The following is a 15,544-nucleotide window of genomic DNA, read 5'->3' as shown; positions in this document are numbered from 1 at the left end:
GGGTTCCGCGCCCCTGACCCCCGTACGGCAGTCCCGTACGGGGGTCAGCGTCTGTCCGGGGTCGCCAACCGGTGCAGCCTCAGGGCCAGTTGGATCTCCAGGGCGCGGGCCGGGGTCTGCCAGTCCTCCCCCAGCAGCCGGCCCACCCGCTCCAGCCGCTGGGCGACCGTGTTCACATGGACGTGCAAGGCGTCCTTGGTGCGGGCCGGGCTCATCCCGCAGGCGAAGTACGCGTCCAGGGTGCGCAGCAGTTCCGTACCGCGTCGCTCGTCGTAGGACACCACCGGGCCGACGGTGCGGTCGACGAAGCCGGTGACGTCCCGGTCGCCCGCGAGGAGCAGACCGAGGAAGCCGAAGTCCTCGGCCGCGGCGCCGTCCCCGGCCCGGCCCAGCAGGTGCAGCGCCTCCAGACAGCGACGGCCCTCGGCGTAGGCGGCGGCGAGGGTCTCGGGGTGGGCGGTGAGGTCGGTGACCGGGGCCGAGGCACCGACCGTGACGGGTTGGTGGACGGCCGTGCCCAGATGGCGGGCCGTGCGGCGGGCCACCTCGGTGGCGGTGTCACCGGCGGTGAGCGGCAGCAGCACGACGGTGCCGCCGTCGCGTGCGGCGGCCAGGCCCTGCCGGGTCGCGGCGAGGTGCGAGGCGGCCGACCACAGGCGACGGCGGGCCGCGGCCTCCTCGTCGGCGTCGGCCGCCGGGCCGTCGAGGCGGGCGGCGAGCACCACATGGGTGGCGTCCAGGTCGGCGTGCAGCCGGGCGGCACGTTCGCGCAGCAGGCGCGGATCCCGGTCGCGCGCGTCCAGCAGGTCGTCCAGCAGTTCGCCGCGCACGCGCTGTTCGGCCTCTGCCGCCGAGCGGCGGGCGAGCAGGAGCAGCGAGGTGACCATCGCCGCGCGCTCAAGGGTGCGCTGGTCGACGGGGTCCAAGCCGGGGTGGCCGCGCAGGACCAGCGCGCCGAGGAGTTCACCGCCGGCGGCGACGGCGGCGATCCAGTCGCCGCCGTGCCGTACGGCGTGTCCCTCGGCTCGGGATGCCTCGAGCGCCGAGGCCGGTGCCGCCGTCTCGGTGAACTCGACGGTGCCGTCGAGGACTTCGGAGACGGCGGCGGCCACGTCGTGCACCCCGCCGCCGCGCAGGACGAGTTCGGCGAGCCGGTCGTGGACGTCGGAGGCGCGCTCGATGACGGCGCTGCGGTCCCGGATGATCTCGTTGGCGCGCTCCAGGCCGGCCAGTGCCGCGCGGGTCTCGGTGAGCAGATTGGCGGTGTCGAGCGCGGCGGCGGCGAGCGCGGCGAAGGAGCCGAGCAGGGCGATCTGGGCGCGTTCGAAGACGCGTTCCCTGCGGTCGGCGGCGAAGAGGACGCCGATGACGTGCGGGCCGAGCATGAGGGGGACGCCGAGGATGGCGACCAGGCCCTCGTCGCGGACACCGGAGTCGATGGTGAGGGTGTGCTGGAAGCGGGCGTCCTTGAAGTAGTCGTCCGTGACGTACGGCCGGGTCGTCTGGGCGACCAGGCCGCCGAGGCCCTCCCCCATGCCGAGGCGCAGTTGCTGGAACCGGGCGGAGACGGAACCCTCCGTGACCCGCATGTAGGTGTCGCCGCGTGCCGGGTCGTTCAGGGTGAGGTAGGCGACGTCCGTGGCGAGCAGGGAGCGGGCGCGCTGCACGATGGCCTGCAGGACGGCGTCCAGATCACGCAGGCCCGCGAGGTCGTGGGCGGTCTCGAAGAGCGCGGACAGCTCGGCCTCGCGCCGCCGGCGTCCCTCCAGCTCGGCCCGCACGCGCAGGGCGAGCCGCTTGGCCTGTTCCAGCGCGGCGATCCGGTCGGCCGCTCCGCCCTCGGCACGGGCGAGGAGCACCGGCTGCTCGTACGCCTCCGGGGAGGCGTCGCGTGCCAGCAGCTCGAGGTACGCGGCCTCGGCGCTGTCGCTGGGTGCCGACTGAACGTGATCGCGAGACATGGTCACAGGATTCCGCATCGGCCGCCCGTCCCGTCAGGCCTGTGGAAAACACCGGGGCCGGGCGCCGGCGGGCCCTTCAGTGGGCCGTCCATCCGCCGTCGAGCACCAGCGAGGTGCCGGTGACGAAGGACGCCTGCGGGCTGCACAGGTAGGCCACCGCCTCGGCGACCTCCTCCGGTTCGATGAGCCGACGCACCGCGCTGTCCTTCAGCAGCACCTCGGACAGCACCCGCTCCTCGGGAATGCCGTGCGCCTGCGCCTGGTCGGCGATCTGCTGCTCCACCAGGGGCGTGCGCACATAGGCCGGGTTCACACAGTTCGAGGTCACCCCATGAGAGGCGCCTTCCAGGGCGGCCGTCTTCGACAGGCCCTCGAGACCATGTTTGGCGGCCACATAGGCGGACTTGAAGGCGGAGGCGCGCAGCCCGTGGACGGAGGACACATTGACGATCCGGCCCCAGCCCTGTGCGTACATGTGCGGCAGGGCACCGCGGATGAGGCGGAACGGCGCCTCCAGCATCACGGTCAGCACGGTGTGGAAGACCTCGGGCGGGAACTCCTCGAGTGGGCGGACCAGTTGGAGTCCGGCGTTGTTGACCAGCACGTCGGTGCCGGCGGCGGCGCGCTCTGCGGCGTCGAGGTCGGTGAGGTCCACGGCGTGCGGTACGACGGTGCCCGCGAGGTCACCGGTGCGTTCCACCTGCTCGGCCAGCTCCGCCAGACCCGTCTCGTCCCGGTCGACGGCGCGCACCCGCGCACCCGCGGCGGCGAGCCGCAGGGCACAGGCGCGTCCGATGCCGCCGGCGGCACCGGTGACGAGGGCGGTGCGGCCGCCGAGGTCGAGGGCGAGGGGCTGCGGGCGCAGGCCGGGCAGATGGCTGGGCGAGGTCATGTGCCGACCCTAAGAGGAACCCAGCTGTCACCACATGTGGTGGCCACCCATACTTCAGCGCACAGCCGTAGGGGCAAACCATGTGGGTGCCTCGGACATGGCCTGCTTGATCCGGAAGCGGTCGACCTCATGGAGATCGGGCAGCGCGTCGACCTCGAACCAGCCCACGTCCAGGGACTCGTCGTCGTTGACCCGGGCCTCGCCGCCCACGGCCCGGCAGCGGATGGTGATGTCCATGAACTGGCAGCGGTCACCGTTGGGGTAGGTGATCGGATCCAGGGCCTGGACGAGGACGACCCGCTCGGCCACGCAGTGGACCGCCGTCTCCTCGAAGACCTCCCGCTCGGCACAGACCGCGGGCTGCTCGCCCGGCTCCGGGATGCCGGCGATCACCGCCCACTTGCGGGTGTCGGACCGCCGACCCAACAGCACCCTGCCCTCGTCGTCGAAGACGATCGCGGTGATCCCGGGAAGCCAGAGCAGCTGCTGGCCGGCGGAGGCCCGGAGCGTGCGGATGAAGTCAGGAGTAGCCATGGCCCCGACCCTAACCGGCCGGGCCCGCGCTCTCCGGGCAGTTCAGGGAGCGTACGCACCAATCCGGAGAGCGCGTGCCGGTCGTACGGCTACACGCCGCCCGCGCGGCGACGGCGCAGCCCCGACCCGATCGCCCAGCCGGTCCCGCCGGCCGCGACCAGCACCAGAGCGATCTCCGGAAGGATGCCCAGCTCGGTCGCCGGGGTCTTCGACGTGCGCAGCGGGACCTTCTGCACGAGATAGCCGGGCACGAACATGCCGGTCTTCTGGGTGATCTTCCCGTCCGGCATGATGATCGCGCTCACGCCGCTGGTCACCGGCACGGTCACCGTGCGGCTGTGCTCGACGGCGCGGATCCGGGACATGGCGAGCTGCTGGTAGGTCATCTCACTGCGGTCGAAGGTCGCGTTGTTGCTCGGCACGGAGATCATCTCGGCGCCGTGCGTCACGGTGTCCCGCACGGCCCAGTCGAACGCGGCCTCGTAGCAGGTGGCGAGGCCCACCTTGGCGCCGTCGACGTCGAACACGCCCGGCGTGCCGCCCCGGCTGAAGTCCTGCCGGACCATGCTGGTCCAGTTCTTGTTGACCGCGCCGACGAGCCCGCGCAGCGGGAGGTACTCACCGAACGGCTGGATCTGCCGCTTGTCGTAGGTCTGCGTGGGGCCCTTGACCGGGTCCCACAGGATCTGCTCGTTGAGCAGTTTGCCGTCCTTCTCGACGACGCCGCCGACCGAGACGGGCACACCGACCGCCTTGGCCGCGCCCTCGATGACGGCAGCCGCGTCGGGATTGGTGTAGGGGTCGATGTCGGAGGAGTTCTCCGGCCAGAGCACGTAGTCGGGCTTCGGGGTCTTGCCCGCCTTGACGTCGGCGGCGAGCTTGAGCGTCTCCCGCACGTGGTGGTCCAGGACGGCCCGCCGCTGGGCACTGAACTCCAGGCCCGAACGCGGCACGTTGCCCTGGATGACCGCGACGGTCCTGGTGCCGTCCTCGGCCTTGTCGCTCACCAGCGGCCGGGCGGCGACCGCGCCCGCCACCGGGACGGCCACGCTGAGCAGCGCGGCGGCAGCGGCCCCGCGCCGTACGGCCTGTGTCCGGCGCCGCTCGGCGACCAGCCGGCCGGCCTCGTACAGGCCGAATCCGCACAGCACGACCGCGAAGCCGAGCAGGGGCGTGCCGCCCACCGCGGCCAGCGGCAGGAAGACGCCGTCCGCCTGCCCGAACGCGACCTTGCCCCAGGGGAAGCCTCGGAACGGCGCACGCGCGCGTACCGCCTCGCCCGCGATCCAGACGGCTGCCGCCCACACCGGCCAGGCGGGCAGCCTGGAGACGGCCGCGACAGCGGCACCGACCAACCCCATGAAGACCGCCTCGATGGCGACGAGGGCCAGCCAGGGACCGGGACCGACCTCCACGCCGGTCCACACCAGCAGCGGCAGCAGGTAGCCGAGCCCGAAGAGGTAGCCGAGGCCGAGGGCCGCCTTCCAGCCGCGGCCGCGCAGCACCCAGCCAAAACCGGCGAAGGCGGGCAGCGCCAGCCACCACAGGGGGCGCGGCGGGAAGCTGACGTAGAGCAGCACTCCGCAGAGCGCGGAGGCGACGGCCGGGGCCAGGCGCAGCAGCCGGCCGCCGCGCACGCCGGAGGCGGAGGGCGACGGGAGCTGGTCCGACTGGTCCACGGAAGTTGCGGTGACGGTCACCCGGGTGAGTGTACGGCGGGGAACTGTGCCGCCGACAGCGCGGTACGGGCGCCGGTACCGGCCCCGTCGCCCTCGGTTCTCCCTGGTCGCCGCGCTCCCCCGCTCTCCGGTACGCCGGCGCGGGCGCCGCAGGCCCCTCCCTGAGTCGGGGGCCGTCACGGGCTCCCGGCACCCGCGCGAAAGAACCGTTCCGTCGCATCTCGTCCCCAAACCGGTCATCAGCCGCTACGGTGTGCCCAGCCTCGGCAGCGCGGCCGTATCCGGCGCCGTGCCCTGTCGTGGCCGGACACAGGTCGGGGACACGGGCGAGGGGCGGCAGTGGGGGCGACGGAGACGAGGCCCGCGGCCGGGGTGGACGAGGACGGGGCCGACGTCGGACGAAACGTTTCTGACGGCACGGGCATGATCCTGCTCGGCGCCTGCGCCGCATGGTCGCTGATCACCGCGGCGGCCCACGACGGACGACCCGAGGGCGTCCTGCTCGCGGTGCTCGCCGTGGCCGCCGGTCACGCCGCCGGCCGGGTCTCCGGGGCCCTGCTGCCGGTGGCCGCGCCCTGCGCCGGTGCGGCGGTGGGGCTCGCGCTGGCCGTGGCCCTGCCCGGACTGACCGCGGGCCCCCGGTACGCCGCCCCGCTCGGACATGCCGGCGGTACGGCCGCCCTGCTGACGCTGGCCGCCGGAGCCGCGTGCTGTGCCGCCTGGTCGACATCCGTACCGGGGCTGAGGCTGCTGCTGCGGGTGCTCGCCGCCGGGATCGTGCCGGCCGGCGCGGTGCTGGGGTCGGCGGCCGGTTGCGTGGCGAGTGCGGCCGTGCTGCTGTGTTCGCTGGCCGCGGGCTCGGTGTCCCGCCGTGGCGGGTGCCTGCTGGGCCTGGCCGTGGCGTCGGCCCTGGTGGCCGGGACGACGTGGGCGCTCGCCGCGGACGTGCTGCCGGGCGGCCTCGCCGGGGTGCTCGAGGGCCGGCTGACCGGGCACCGGGTGGCACTGTGGCAGGAAACCCTGCGCCTGGCGGGCCGGAACGCGGGACTCGGGGTCGGTCCGGGACGGCTCGGCGGGCTGGGCGGCACGGCGTCGCAGACGCTGTCCGCCGACGGCAAACCGCACTCCGCCCTGCTTCAGCTGGCGGCGGAGCAGGGCCTCGTCGGGGTCTTCCTGGTCGCCGCCGCGTTCTGCTGGGTGCTGCACGCGCTGTGGCGCTCTCCTCGCTCCACCCCGGTCGCCCTCACCGCCGGTGCCGCGCTGACGGGGCTGGCCGTGTGCGCCACGGTGAGCAACGCGCTGAGCTTCACCACGGTGACCGTGGGCGCGGGGCTGCTCGCGGGGTGGGCGACGGCGCGCCCGTGGCCGCGCAACGGCACATAGCCCCTGCTCCGAGCGGTGTCCCGCGGGGCGCGGCCTCAGCGGGACGAACGCGGGCCGGTCGCCCGCAGCCGGGCCCTGATGACCCGTACCGCCGTCTCCGCGTTGTCGACGGTGATCGTGAAGGTGTGGCCGTCCCACAGGCGCAGCACGATGCCCTCGCCCCGGCGTACGACGACGGCGGTGCCCTTCTCGGGCCGCCACCGGTAGCCCCAGCCGCCCCAGTGCCTGGGGGTGACGAGGGCGGTGAAGTCGGCACCGGCCACGTGCGAGAGCGGGATGCGGCGGCGCGGCAGCCCTATGTGACCGCAGCGGATCTCGAGGGACTCCTTGTCGAGCTTGAGGTCGACGTGCACGAAGGCGAGCGTGCCGAAGAGGACCAGCAGCCCGGCGGCGATGCAGCCCACGACGGACATCGCCAGCGGGGCGACGCCGGAGGTCCACGCCGAGTCCACCGCCAGGTCGATACCGAGCGCCAAGCAGGCCGCGCCGACCAGCGCCAGCAGCCACTGGACGCGGTTCGTGGCACGCCCGGTCCAGACGTCGGGGTTCGGTCCGTCGTCGGCGGGGAGGTGGTCCCTCATGTTTACGAGGTTACTCAGGTTTCGCTGCGCGGGTAGGGCGTGGCGGAGGGTGACTGACCCGAGTGGGCCAGGGCGGATCCGGGCCTGGCCCTCGGTCGTGCGGCCGGTCAGCGGACGGGGCTGACCGCCTGCAGGAAACGGCCTTCGTCGTAGGACAGGGCCGTGTCCGGGAGCGTGGCCTCGCGACCGCTGAGCAACACGGTGAGGGTGGTGTCGGCGACGGCGGCCGGGTCCGGTTCCGCTCCGATCCGGCGCAGGGCCTGTGCGGCCACCGCCCCGGCGGAGCCGTGCAGTATGAGCGGCGGACGGCCGGGCCGCTGGACGGCTTCCCGGATGCGCTCGCCGACCAGTTCGTAGTTGGTGCAGCCCAGGACGACGGTGGTCACGTCCTCGGGGGTGCGCGCGGCGGCCGAGGCGATGGCGGCCTCGATCGCGGCCTCGTCCGCGTGGTGCACCGCGTCCGCGAGGCCGGGGCAGGCCACCTCGGTGACGGCCACTCCGGTGGCGAACTGCGCGATCAGGTTCCGCTGATAGGCGCTGCCCGTGGTGGCGGGGGTGGCCCAGATCGCGACATGGCCGCCGCCCGCCGCGGCCGGCTTGATCGCCGGCACGGTGCCGATGATCGGCAGATCCGGTTCGAAACGGGCCCGCATCTGCGGCAGGGAGTGCACGGAGGCGGTGTTGCAGGCGACGATCAGGACATCGGGCTCATGGGCGGCGGCGGCCCCGGCCACGGCGAGGGCCCGCTGCGTGATGTCCTCCGGAGTACGTGGCCCCCAGGGCATCCCGTCCGGGTCCCAGGAGAGCACGAGATCCGCGTCGGGCCGCAGCCGCCGTACCGCGGCGGCGGCCGGGAGCAGGCCGATTCCGGAGTCCATGAGCGCGATCTTCACCCGGCCACGATAGACGATCGGGCGTTGCGGTCCTCTTGGGTGGGGCAGACTGCGGGGGTGAGCGCCCTGCTGTGGATCACCGTCGTGTCGCTGGCCGCCTGGTGCTGGCTGCTGCTGTGCCGGGGCTTCTTCTGGCGCACGGACGTCCGGCTGCCACCGCGCCGGGAACCGCGGGCGTGGCCGTCCGTCTGTGTGGTCGTACCGGCCCGCGACGAGGCCGCCGTACTGCCCGCGAGCCTGCCGTCGCTGCTGACGCAGGACTATCCGGGCCGGGCCGAGGTCTTCCTGGTGGACGACGGGAGCTCCGACGGAACCGGGGAGCTGGCGCGCGAGCTGTCCCGGCGGCAGGGCGGGCTGCCACTGACCGTCACATCACCAGGCGAACCGCCTGCGGGCTGGACGGGGAAGCTGTGGGCGGTGCGGCACGGTATCGGTCTCGCACGCGCGCGTGACCCCGAGTATCTGCTGCTGACGGACGCGGACATCGCGCACGCGCCGGACAGTCTGCGCACGCTGGTTGCGGCGGCCGGCGCCGGAGGCTTCGACGTCGTGTCGCAGATGGCCCGGCTGCGGGTGGAGAGCGCGTGGGAGCGGCTGGTGGTCCCGGCGTTCGTGTATTTCTTCGCGCAGCTGTACCCCTTCCGGTGGATCGGCCGGAAGGGGTCGCGTACGGCCGCGGCGGCGGGCGGCTGCGTCCTGCTGCGCACCGGGGCGGCGGAGAAGGCGGGCATCCCGGAGTTCATCCGGCACGCCGTCATCGACGACGTCGCGCTCGCGCGTGCGGTGAAGGGCGCCGGTGGCCGCGTCTGGCTGGGGCTGGCCGACCGGGTGGACAGCGTGCGGCCGTATCCGCGGCTGCACGACCTGTGGCGGATGGTCTCGCGCAGCGCCTACGCCCAGTTGCGCCACAACCCGCTACTGCTCCTCGGTACGGTCGCCGGCCTCGCGCTGGTCTACCTGGTGCCGCCCGCCGCGGTGGCCGTGGGGGCGGCGGGCGGCGGTACGGCGACGGCCGTCACCGGCGCTGCGGCCTGGGCGGTGATGGCGGGGACGTACCTGCCGATGCTGCGCTACTACCGGCAGCCGCTGTGGCCGGCGCCGCTGCTGCCGTTCACCGCGTTGCTGTACCTGCTGATGACGGTCGACTCGGCCGTGCAGCACTACCGGGGGCGCGGAGCCGCCTGGAAGGGCCGCACGTACGCGCGTCCCGACGCCGTGCCCGACGAGGGCTGAGCCGGGTCACTTGCGGCCGGGCGTCCAGTTCATGCCCCAGCCGTAGGCGCGGTCTATGGTCCGCTGCGGGCTGACCCCGCGCTCCGGCACCAGGTACCGCGCCTCACGCCGCACGAGGAGGTCGCCGCCCGTGTTGGTGATCAGGGCGAGCGCGCACACCGTGGAGGGGACGGTGCACTCGTCGAGCGAGAAGTCGATCGGGGCGCCGTGCTGCGGCTGGAGGGTGACGGTGGCGTGCAGGTCGGCGAAGGAGCTGGCGCCCTGGTAGATGGTGACGAAGACGAGGACGCGCCGGAAGTCCCGGGTGTGGTCGAGGTTGATGGTGAGGTTCTCGCCGCTCGCCACGGCACCGGTGCGGTCGTCGCCGTCGAGGTGGATGTACGGCGGCCGGTGCAGCGACCCGAAGGCGTTGCCCAGGGCCTGGACGACGCCTTTGCGGCCGTCGGCGAGTTCGTACAGGGCGCACAGGTCGAGGTCGAGGTCTCCCTGCCCGCCTCCCCACCGGCCCCAGCCGGAAAGCTCGGTGCGCATCCGCCAGTTGAGGTTGACCCGCATGGCTCCGGAGGTGCCACCCTGCTTGGCGAGCGAGACGGACGGCGCCGTCTTCGTGAGTGTGACCTTGGACAGGCGGACCGGCTGGGGCGCGGGGGCCGCAGGAGTCGCGGGAGGGGCCGGGGGTGCGGGCGGCAGGGTCGCCGGCACCGCAGGTGGCGGCGGTGGCGGTGTCGGGGCCGTCGCCGGCGGCGGTGGCGTGGCCGAGGCCGCCGCGGCGGGCGGAGCGGCGTGCTGGGACTCGTCCACGGTGATTCCGAAGTCCGTCGCCAGGCCTTGGAGTCCGCTGCTGTAGCCCTGGCCGACGGCGCGGAACTTCCACGCGCCCTGGCGGCGGTAGAACTCGCCGAGCACGAAGGCCGTCTCGACGGTCGCGCCTGGATTGTCGAAGCGGGCGACCGTCCGGCCGGTCACGGCCTCGGTCACCTCGATGTAGAGGCCGGGGACCTGCCCGAAGGTCCCGCCGTCGGCGGAGGCGGCGAGGACGATCCGCTCGATCGTGTCCTCCACGCGCGCGAGGTCGACGCAAAGGGTGTCCGTGACCCCCGCGCCGGTCGTCCTCTTGTCCTCGTGGCGCACCGCGCCGGAGGGGTGGGCGGGCTGGTTGTAGAAGACGAAGTCGGCGTCGGAGCGGACCTTTCCGGTGGCGAGCAGCAGCGCGGAGGCGTCCGCGTCGGGCACCCCGGGTCCCGGGCGCCAGCCCAGTTCGACGCGCAGGGCCGCGGTCGGCACCGGCGTGTTCGACCCTTTCGGCATTGACATGTCCGCCCCCATCCGTGTCGGCTTCCGGGCACCCCCGGGTCCAGGTGATCGCTACCGCACAACCTATTCCCGGGTGCGGCACGCTCTCCGCCGGGCCGCGCAGGAAGATCGCCGGTCAACCGGCGGTAACCCCGCAGGAGCCCGCCCTTTACACGATTAAAGCGTCGACCGACGTCCATTTTTGCCGAGTTCGCTCGGATTGGGGATCCCCGGTCACTCCAGGCACGGAAAACAACCCTCTTATCGGTCTCCCCAACGAGCACATCGTGGGCTTAACTTATGTGCCATGACCTCCCCCCGCTCCACTTATGGTGGCGGCTACTACTCCGCCTCCTTCCCGGACACCCCGATCTACGACTCGCTCGTGGCCGAGCGGGGCACCCCGCAGATCGCCCCGATCCGGGTCCCCGCCGCCTACGACACGGGCAGCAGCCTGCCGGCCCTGCCGTCGGCACTGCCCGCCCTCCCGGCGGCCCCCTCGCCGCAGGTCCCCGCCTACGGCTATCCGCAGACGCCGCAGCCCGCACCGCTGCAGCAGGCGCCCACGGCCTACATCCCACAGCAGGCGAGCGCCCCGCGGGGCTACCCCGGCCCGCAGGCTCCGCAGCAGCAGCGCCCGATGGGGATGGGCACGGGATACGAGGCGATGCGCCCGGCCGCGCCGCGGCCCGTGCCCGCCCCCTACCAGGACCCGTACAACAACCAGCAGTACCGCGGCTACTGACCGGCGCACCAGCGCTGTCGGTGCCTCCTGGCACGATGGCGTCATGGAGAACGCCGAAGTGCAGTCGATCCACGTCCATCCGGTCAAGGCGTTCCGGGGTCAGGCACCCCGGGAGGCCGTGGTGGAGCCCTGGGGGCTGGCCGGAGACCGGCGCTGGACACTGGTCGACGACGGGGGAAAGGTCGTCACACAACGCGAACAGCCGCGCCTCGCGCTGGCCGCCGCCGAGCTCCTGCCCGGCGGCGGCGTTCGACTGTCCGCACCCGGTCGGGCACCGCTGACGGTGCCGGTGCCCGAGCCGGCCGGCACCGTGCCGGTGAGCGTCTTCGGCACGAAGGTCGAGGCGGTCCCGGCGGCCGAGGCCGTGCACACCTGGTGCAGCGCCTATCTGCGGACGGACGTCCGCCTGGTCCACATGGACGATCCGGCCACCCGCCGCCCGGTCGATCCCGAGTACGCCCTGCCCGGAGAGACGGTGAGCTTCGCCGACGGCTACCCCTTGCTGGTCACCACGACCGCCTCCCTCGACGCCCTGAACTCCCTGATAGCCGAGGGCGCCCAGGCCCACGAGGGCCCGCTGCCGATGAACCGCTTCCGGCCCAACGTCGTCGTCACCGGCACCGATGCCTGGGCGGAGGACCACTGGTCGCGGATCTCCGTCGGCGACGTGGTCTTCCGCGTCGCGAAGGCGAGCGGACGCTGTGTCGTCACCACCGTCGACCAGGACACCGCCGTGCGCGGCCGGGAGCCCCTGCGCACCCTGGCGCGCCACCGCAAGGTCGGCACGCGCCTGATCTTCGGCCAGAACCTCGTGCCCCTCTCGACCGGCACGATCAGGGTCGGGGACCCGGTCCGGGTGCTGGAGTAGCACCCGTCTCGGCGCGATGAGGGGGAACCGGGGGTGGGTCCCCGTCGTTGGCAGGACACGAGGTGTTCCTGAGAGGCCGCGTGCGGGTCCGTCCGCGGCTGACGTGATGTCGCTCTCTCTTGCGCCGGGCCGCGGATGCGCGCCCGCGCGGGGGGTTATGACGGAGCGGGAGGGGGTGGGGAGATGCGGGCGATCAGTGGCCTGTGGCGCTGGCGGCACAATCCGCTGCGCCGCACGACCGATCTGGCCGAGGCGTGGGTGGCCCTCGTGACCCTCGTGCTGATCGCCATGGCCGCGCCCGTGACCGGATGGCGGGTCGGCACCGCCGCCCAGCACTCGCTGCAGCGCGCCGTTCGCGAACAGCAGCGCACCCGCCACCTCGTCACGGCCACGGTGCTGCGTGATCTGGGCGAAGTCCCGCTGGAGACCGACCCCGACACCTCGACGGCGCGCGAGACCCAGCGCCGTGTTCTCGCGGACTGGACCGCACCGGACGGCAGCCACCGGCACGGCCCCACCCTGGTGGACCTCAAGTCCCCGCAGACGGGGGACCACTTCAGGCTCTGGACCGACCCGCAGGGCCGAATAACGACCCGCCCGCTGGACTCCCCCACCGCGACGACACACGCGGTGCTCGCCGGGATCGGCGCGGCCCTGCTGGCCACCGGCCTGGTCGAAGCCGCCCGGCGGCTGACCGTCTGGACCATGGTCCGCAGGCGGTACGCACGCTGGGACCAGGCCTGGGACCGGGCCGGCCCGGACTGGGGCAAGGCGGGCACCGGCAGCTGACGGCCTTCCGGCTCTGGTCAACCCACCCTGCACGCACACGCTACGGTGGACCGGCCGAAGCTCTTTCGGCGACAACCCGCGGACGGGCGAACCGCACAGGCACGCAGCTTCGGGAGCGCGAACGCGCACCAGCCCCAGGGGCTGAGCACGGTCGCGGTCCCGGCACCGGCGGCGCGGCCCCTGCGGGAGCGAGCCGTCCGGACGACGAGGTGGGGGCACAGCAACGCCATGGCACAGGGCACGGTCCAGGTGACGCACACCGGTACGTCGCGGTGGCGGCGCCGCACGGGCGAGTACGCCTCGCTCGCCGCCGCCCTGGAGGCCGCCGCCGACGGCGACGTCCTCACCATCGCCCCGGGCACCTACCGGGAAAACCTCGTCGTCCAGCGGGCGGTGACGCTCCGTGGCCCCGAGGGATCACCCGGCTCGGTGCGGATCGCGCCGGTCGACGGTGTGCCGCTCACCGTGTGCGCCTCGGCCGTGGTGCAGGACCTCCATGTGGAGGGGCAGGACGCGGCGGCGCCCGCGCTGCTCGTCGAGGAGGGCATGCCCGAGCTGATGGACGTGCGGATCGTCACCCGGTCCGCGGCGGGTATCGAGGTGCGCGGCGGTGCCCGTCCCACCGTGCGCCGGTGCACCGTCGACAACCCGGCCGGTATCGGCATCGCCGTCCTCGACGGTGCGGGCGGGGTGTTCGAGGAGTGCGAGGTCGTCGCGGCCGGGCAGGCGGGCGTGGCCGTGCGTGGCGGTGGCCGCCCGCGCCTGGAGCGCTGCCGCGTGCACCACGCCTCCGGGACCGGGCTGACCGCGACGGGCGAGAACTCGTCGCTGGAGGCGGTGGGTTGTGAGATCTACGAGGTCCGTGGCTCCGGCGTCCAGGTCACCCACCGGGCGACGGCGCAGCTGACCGACTGCGATGTGCACCGCACCACCACCGACGGCGTCACCCTGGACACGGACGCGGTGCTCACCCTCGCCGACTGCCGCATCCACGACATCCCGGAGAACGCGGTCGACCTGCGCTCCCGTTCGGTGCTCACGCTGACCCGGACGACGGTCCGTCAGTTCGGGCGCAACGGCCTGTCGGTGTGGGACCCGGGGACCCGGGTGGACGCCAACCAGTGCGAGATCTTCGACAGCACCGGGGACTATCCGGCGGTGTGGGTCAGCGACGGTGCCACCGCCGTCCTCGAGTCCTGCCGGGTGCACGACGTGCCGGACGCCCTGTTCGTACTGGACCGCGGTTCGCGCGCGGACGTCGTGGACAGCGATCTGTCGCAGGTGCGCAACACGGCGGTGTCGGTGAGCGACGGGGCCACCGCGCAGCTCGACGACTGCCGGATCCGGGAGGCGGCGACCGGAGCGTGGTTCCGCGACCACGGCAGCGGCGGCACGCTGAACAACTGCACCCTGGACGGCACCCAGACCGGTGTGATCGTCACCAAGGGCGCCGACCCGGCCATCGAACGCTGCACGGTGGACTCCCCCGCCGAGGCGGGGTTCTACATCTCCGCGGGCGGTCGCGGAAGCTTCCTGAACTGCCGGGTCAGCGGCAGCGGCGGTTACGGCTTCCATGTGATCGACGGCTGCCGTGCGACGCTGCGCAGGTGCCGCACGGAGCGCTGCGCGCGCGGTGGTTACGAGTTCGCGGACGCGGGCCCGGACGCCGGGTCCGGGACAGGCCCGGTGGTGGAGGACTGCACCAGCGACGAGAGCGGCGGTCTGCGGCCGTCCCCGGCCCGCGAGACCGCCGTACAGACGGTGTCGCACTCCCCCGGGCTGCTCGGTTCGATCCCGGGGCAGCGCAGCACGGAGCAGGAGCCGCTGGTCGCCGCCGCGCCGGACAAGCCGGTGCGGACGTCGAAGGACGTGCTCGGGGAACTGGACGCGCTGGTGGGCCTGGAGAGCGTCAAGCGCGAGGTGCGGGCGCTGACCGACATGATCGAGGTGGGCCGGCGGCGGCAGCGGGCGGGTCTGAAGGCGGCCTCGGTCAAGCGGCATCTGGTCTTCACCGGTTCCCCCGGCACCGGCAAGACGACGGTCGCCCGGCTCTACGGCGAGATCCTCGCCTCGCTCGGCGTGCTGGAGAAGGGGCACCTGGTGGAGGTGTCCCGGGTCGACCTGGTCGGTGAGCACATCGGCTCCACCGCGATCCGCACCCAGGAGGCGTTCGAGAAGGCGCGCGGCGGTGTGCTGTTCATCGACGAGGCGTACGCGCTGTCCCCGGAGGACGGCGGGCGTGACTTCGGCAAGGAGGCCATCGACACGCTGGTGAAGCTGATGGAGGACCACCGGGACGCGGTAGTGGTGATCGTCGCCGGCTACACGGCGGAGATGGAGCGGTTCCTGTCCGTCAACCCCGGTGTCGCCTCCCGCTTCTCCCGCACCATCACCTTCGGCGACTACGGCCCCGAGGAGCTGCTCAGGATCGTGGAGCAGCAGGCCGACGAGCACGAGTACCGGCTGGCGCCCGGCGCGTCCGAGGCGCTGGTGAAGTACTTCACGGCCCTACCGAAGGGCCCGGCGTTCGGCAACGGCCGCACCGCCCGGCAGACCTTCGAGGCGATGGTGGAACGGCACGCGGGCCGTGTCGCCCAGCTGGACGACCCCAGCACCGACGACCTGACCCTGCTGTTCGCTCAGGACCTGCCGGAGCTGCCCTGAGCATCCGGCCGCACGCGTTTCCCGGTCAT

Annotated in this window: 13 protein-coding genes; 6 read left to right on the top strand and 7 right to left on the bottom strand. The window is 73.4% G+C overall.

Annotation, left to right across the window (positions count from 1 at the left end; all coding sequences use genetic code 11):
- Positions 1-44: 44 nt before the first annotated feature.
- From ACWC94_RS07190 to lnt, 4 genes are all read right to left on the bottom strand, one after another.
- Positions 45-1,961, bottom strand: coding sequence for a helix-turn-helix domain-containing protein (locus tag ACWC94_RS07190; protein WP_450795387.1), 1,917 nt, complete (start codon positions 1,959-1,961; stop codon positions 45-47).
- Between the two features lie 76 nt (positions 1,962-2,037).
- Complete coding sequence (locus tag ACWC94_RS07185) at positions 2,038-2,853, bottom strand: 3-hydroxybutyrate dehydrogenase (RefSeq protein ID WP_450795386.1); 816 nt, start codon at positions 2,851-2,853, stop codon at positions 2,038-2,040.
- A gap of 54 nt (positions 2,854-2,907) precedes the next feature.
- Positions 2,908-3,387 carry an NUDIX hydrolase gene (locus ACWC94_RS07180; RefSeq protein WP_450795385.1) on the bottom strand — a complete coding sequence of 160 codons (480 nt, stop codon included), beginning with the start codon at positions 3,385-3,387 and terminating at the stop codon, positions 2,908-2,910.
- 89 nt (positions 3,388-3,476) lie between these two features.
- On the bottom strand, positions 3,477-5,087 hold the full coding sequence (gene lnt / locus ACWC94_RS07175) for an apolipoprotein N-acyltransferase (RefSeq protein ID WP_450795384.1): 1,611 nt from the start codon (positions 5,085-5,087) through the stop codon (positions 3,477-3,479).
- Positions 5,088-5,489: 402 nt separating this feature from the next.
- Here lnt and ACWC94_RS07170 point away from each other — a divergent pair, with 402 nt between their 5' ends.
- Positions 5,490-6,449 (top strand): O-antigen ligase family protein, encoded by a 960-nt coding sequence (locus ACWC94_RS07170; RefSeq protein ID WP_450795383.1) that lies wholly within the window; start codon positions 5,490-5,492, stop codon positions 6,447-6,449.
- A gap of 35 nt (positions 6,450-6,484) precedes the next feature.
- Here ACWC94_RS07170 and ACWC94_RS07165 read toward each other — a convergent pair whose 3' ends face one another.
- Together ACWC94_RS07165 and ACWC94_RS07160 are read right to left on the bottom strand one after the other, a co-directional pair.
- A complete protein-coding gene (locus tag ACWC94_RS07165) occupies positions 6,485-7,030 on the bottom strand; it encodes a hypothetical protein (protein WP_450795382.1) in 546 nt (181 codons plus the stop codon).
- A 107-nt stretch (positions 7,031-7,137) separates the two neighbouring features.
- On the bottom strand, positions 7,138-7,923 hold the full coding sequence (locus tag ACWC94_RS07160) for a glutamate racemase (protein WP_450795381.1): 786 nt from the start codon (positions 7,921-7,923) through the stop codon (positions 7,138-7,140).
- Between the two features lie 39 nt (positions 7,924-7,962).
- On the opposite strand from ACWC94_RS07160, the gene ACWC94_RS07155 reads away from it, so the two are divergent.
- Positions 7,963-9,156, top strand: a complete 1,194-nt coding sequence (locus tag ACWC94_RS07155; RefSeq protein WP_450795380.1) for a glycosyltransferase — start codon at positions 7,963-7,965, stop codon at positions 9,154-9,156.
- Positions 9,157-9,162: 6 nt separating this feature from the next.
- Here the strand turns inward: ACWC94_RS07155 and ACWC94_RS07150 are convergent, their stop codons facing one another.
- Entirely contained in the window at positions 9,163-10,464 is a 1,302-nt protein-coding gene (locus ACWC94_RS07150; protein ID WP_450795652.1) for a TerD family protein, read from the bottom strand.
- Between the two features lie 292 nt (positions 10,465-10,756).
- Between ACWC94_RS07150 and ACWC94_RS07145 the strand changes: the two genes are divergently transcribed.
- The 4 genes from ACWC94_RS07145 (at position 10,757) to ACWC94_RS07130 (ending at position 15,515) form a co-directional block, all read left to right on the top strand.
- Positions 10,757-11,194 (top strand): DUF6643 family protein, encoded by a 438-nt coding sequence (locus tag ACWC94_RS07145; RefSeq protein ID WP_450795379.1) that lies wholly within the window; start codon positions 10,757-10,759, stop codon positions 11,192-11,194.
- A gap of 43 nt (positions 11,195-11,237) precedes the next feature.
- Positions 11,238-12,062, top strand: coding sequence for an MOSC domain-containing protein (locus tag ACWC94_RS07140; protein ID WP_450795378.1), 825 nt, complete (start codon positions 11,238-11,240; stop codon positions 12,060-12,062).
- Between the two features lie 183 nt (positions 12,063-12,245).
- Positions 12,246-12,851, top strand: coding sequence for an Rv1733c family protein (locus ACWC94_RS07135; RefSeq protein ID WP_450795377.1), 606 nt, complete (start codon positions 12,246-12,248; stop codon positions 12,849-12,851).
- 228 nt (positions 12,852-13,079) lie between these two features.
- Positions 13,080-15,515 (top strand): right-handed parallel beta-helix repeat-containing protein, encoded by a 2,436-nt coding sequence (locus ACWC94_RS07130; protein ID WP_450795376.1) that lies wholly within the window; start codon positions 13,080-13,082, stop codon positions 15,513-15,515.
- The last annotated feature ends 29 nt before the right edge of the window (positions 15,516-15,544 follow it).

This window comes from Streptomyces sp. NPDC001135, assembly GCF_053598395.1.
The sequence above is the reverse complement of the archived record's forward strand: the minus strand, read 5'-3'. Positions and strand labels throughout refer to the sequence as shown.

Bases quoted from the DNA above. Each gene is read 5' to 3' on its own strand.
- ACWC94_RS07190 (WP_450795387.1), bottom strand. From the start codon at position 1,961: ATGTCTCGCGATCACGTTCAGTCGGCACCCAGCGACAGCGCCGAGGCC.
- ACWC94_RS07185 (WP_450795386.1), bottom strand. From the start codon at position 2,853: ATGACCTCGCCCAGCCATCTGCCCGGCCTGCGCCCGCAGCCCCTCGCC.
- ACWC94_RS07180 (WP_450795385.1), bottom strand. From the start codon at position 3,387: ATGGCTACTCCTGACTTCATCCGCACGCTCCGGGCCTCCGCCGGCCAG.
- ACWC94_RS07170 (WP_450795383.1), top strand. From the start codon at position 5,490: ATGATCCTGCTCGGCGCCTGCGCCGCATGGTCGCTGATCACCGCGGCG.
- ACWC94_RS07165 (WP_450795382.1), bottom strand. From the start codon at position 7,030: ATGAGGGACCACCTCCCCGCCGACGACGGACCGAACCCCGACGTCTGG.
- ACWC94_RS07150 (WP_450795652.1), bottom strand. From the start codon at position 10,464: ATGCCGAAAGGGTCGAACACGCCGGTGCCGACCGCGGCCCTGCGCGTC.
- ACWC94_RS07145 (WP_450795379.1), top strand. From the start codon at position 10,757: ATGACCTCCCCCCGCTCCACTTATGGTGGCGGCTACTACTCCGCCTCC.
- ACWC94_RS07140 (WP_450795378.1), top strand. From the start codon at position 11,238: ATGGAGAACGCCGAAGTGCAGTCGATCCACGTCCATCCGGTCAAGGCG.
- ACWC94_RS07135 (WP_450795377.1), top strand. From the start codon at position 12,246: ATGCGGGCGATCAGTGGCCTGTGGCGCTGGCGGCACAATCCGCTGCGC.
- ACWC94_RS07130 (WP_450795376.1), top strand. From the start codon at position 13,080: ATGGCACAGGGCACGGTCCAGGTGACGCACACCGGTACGTCGCGGTGG.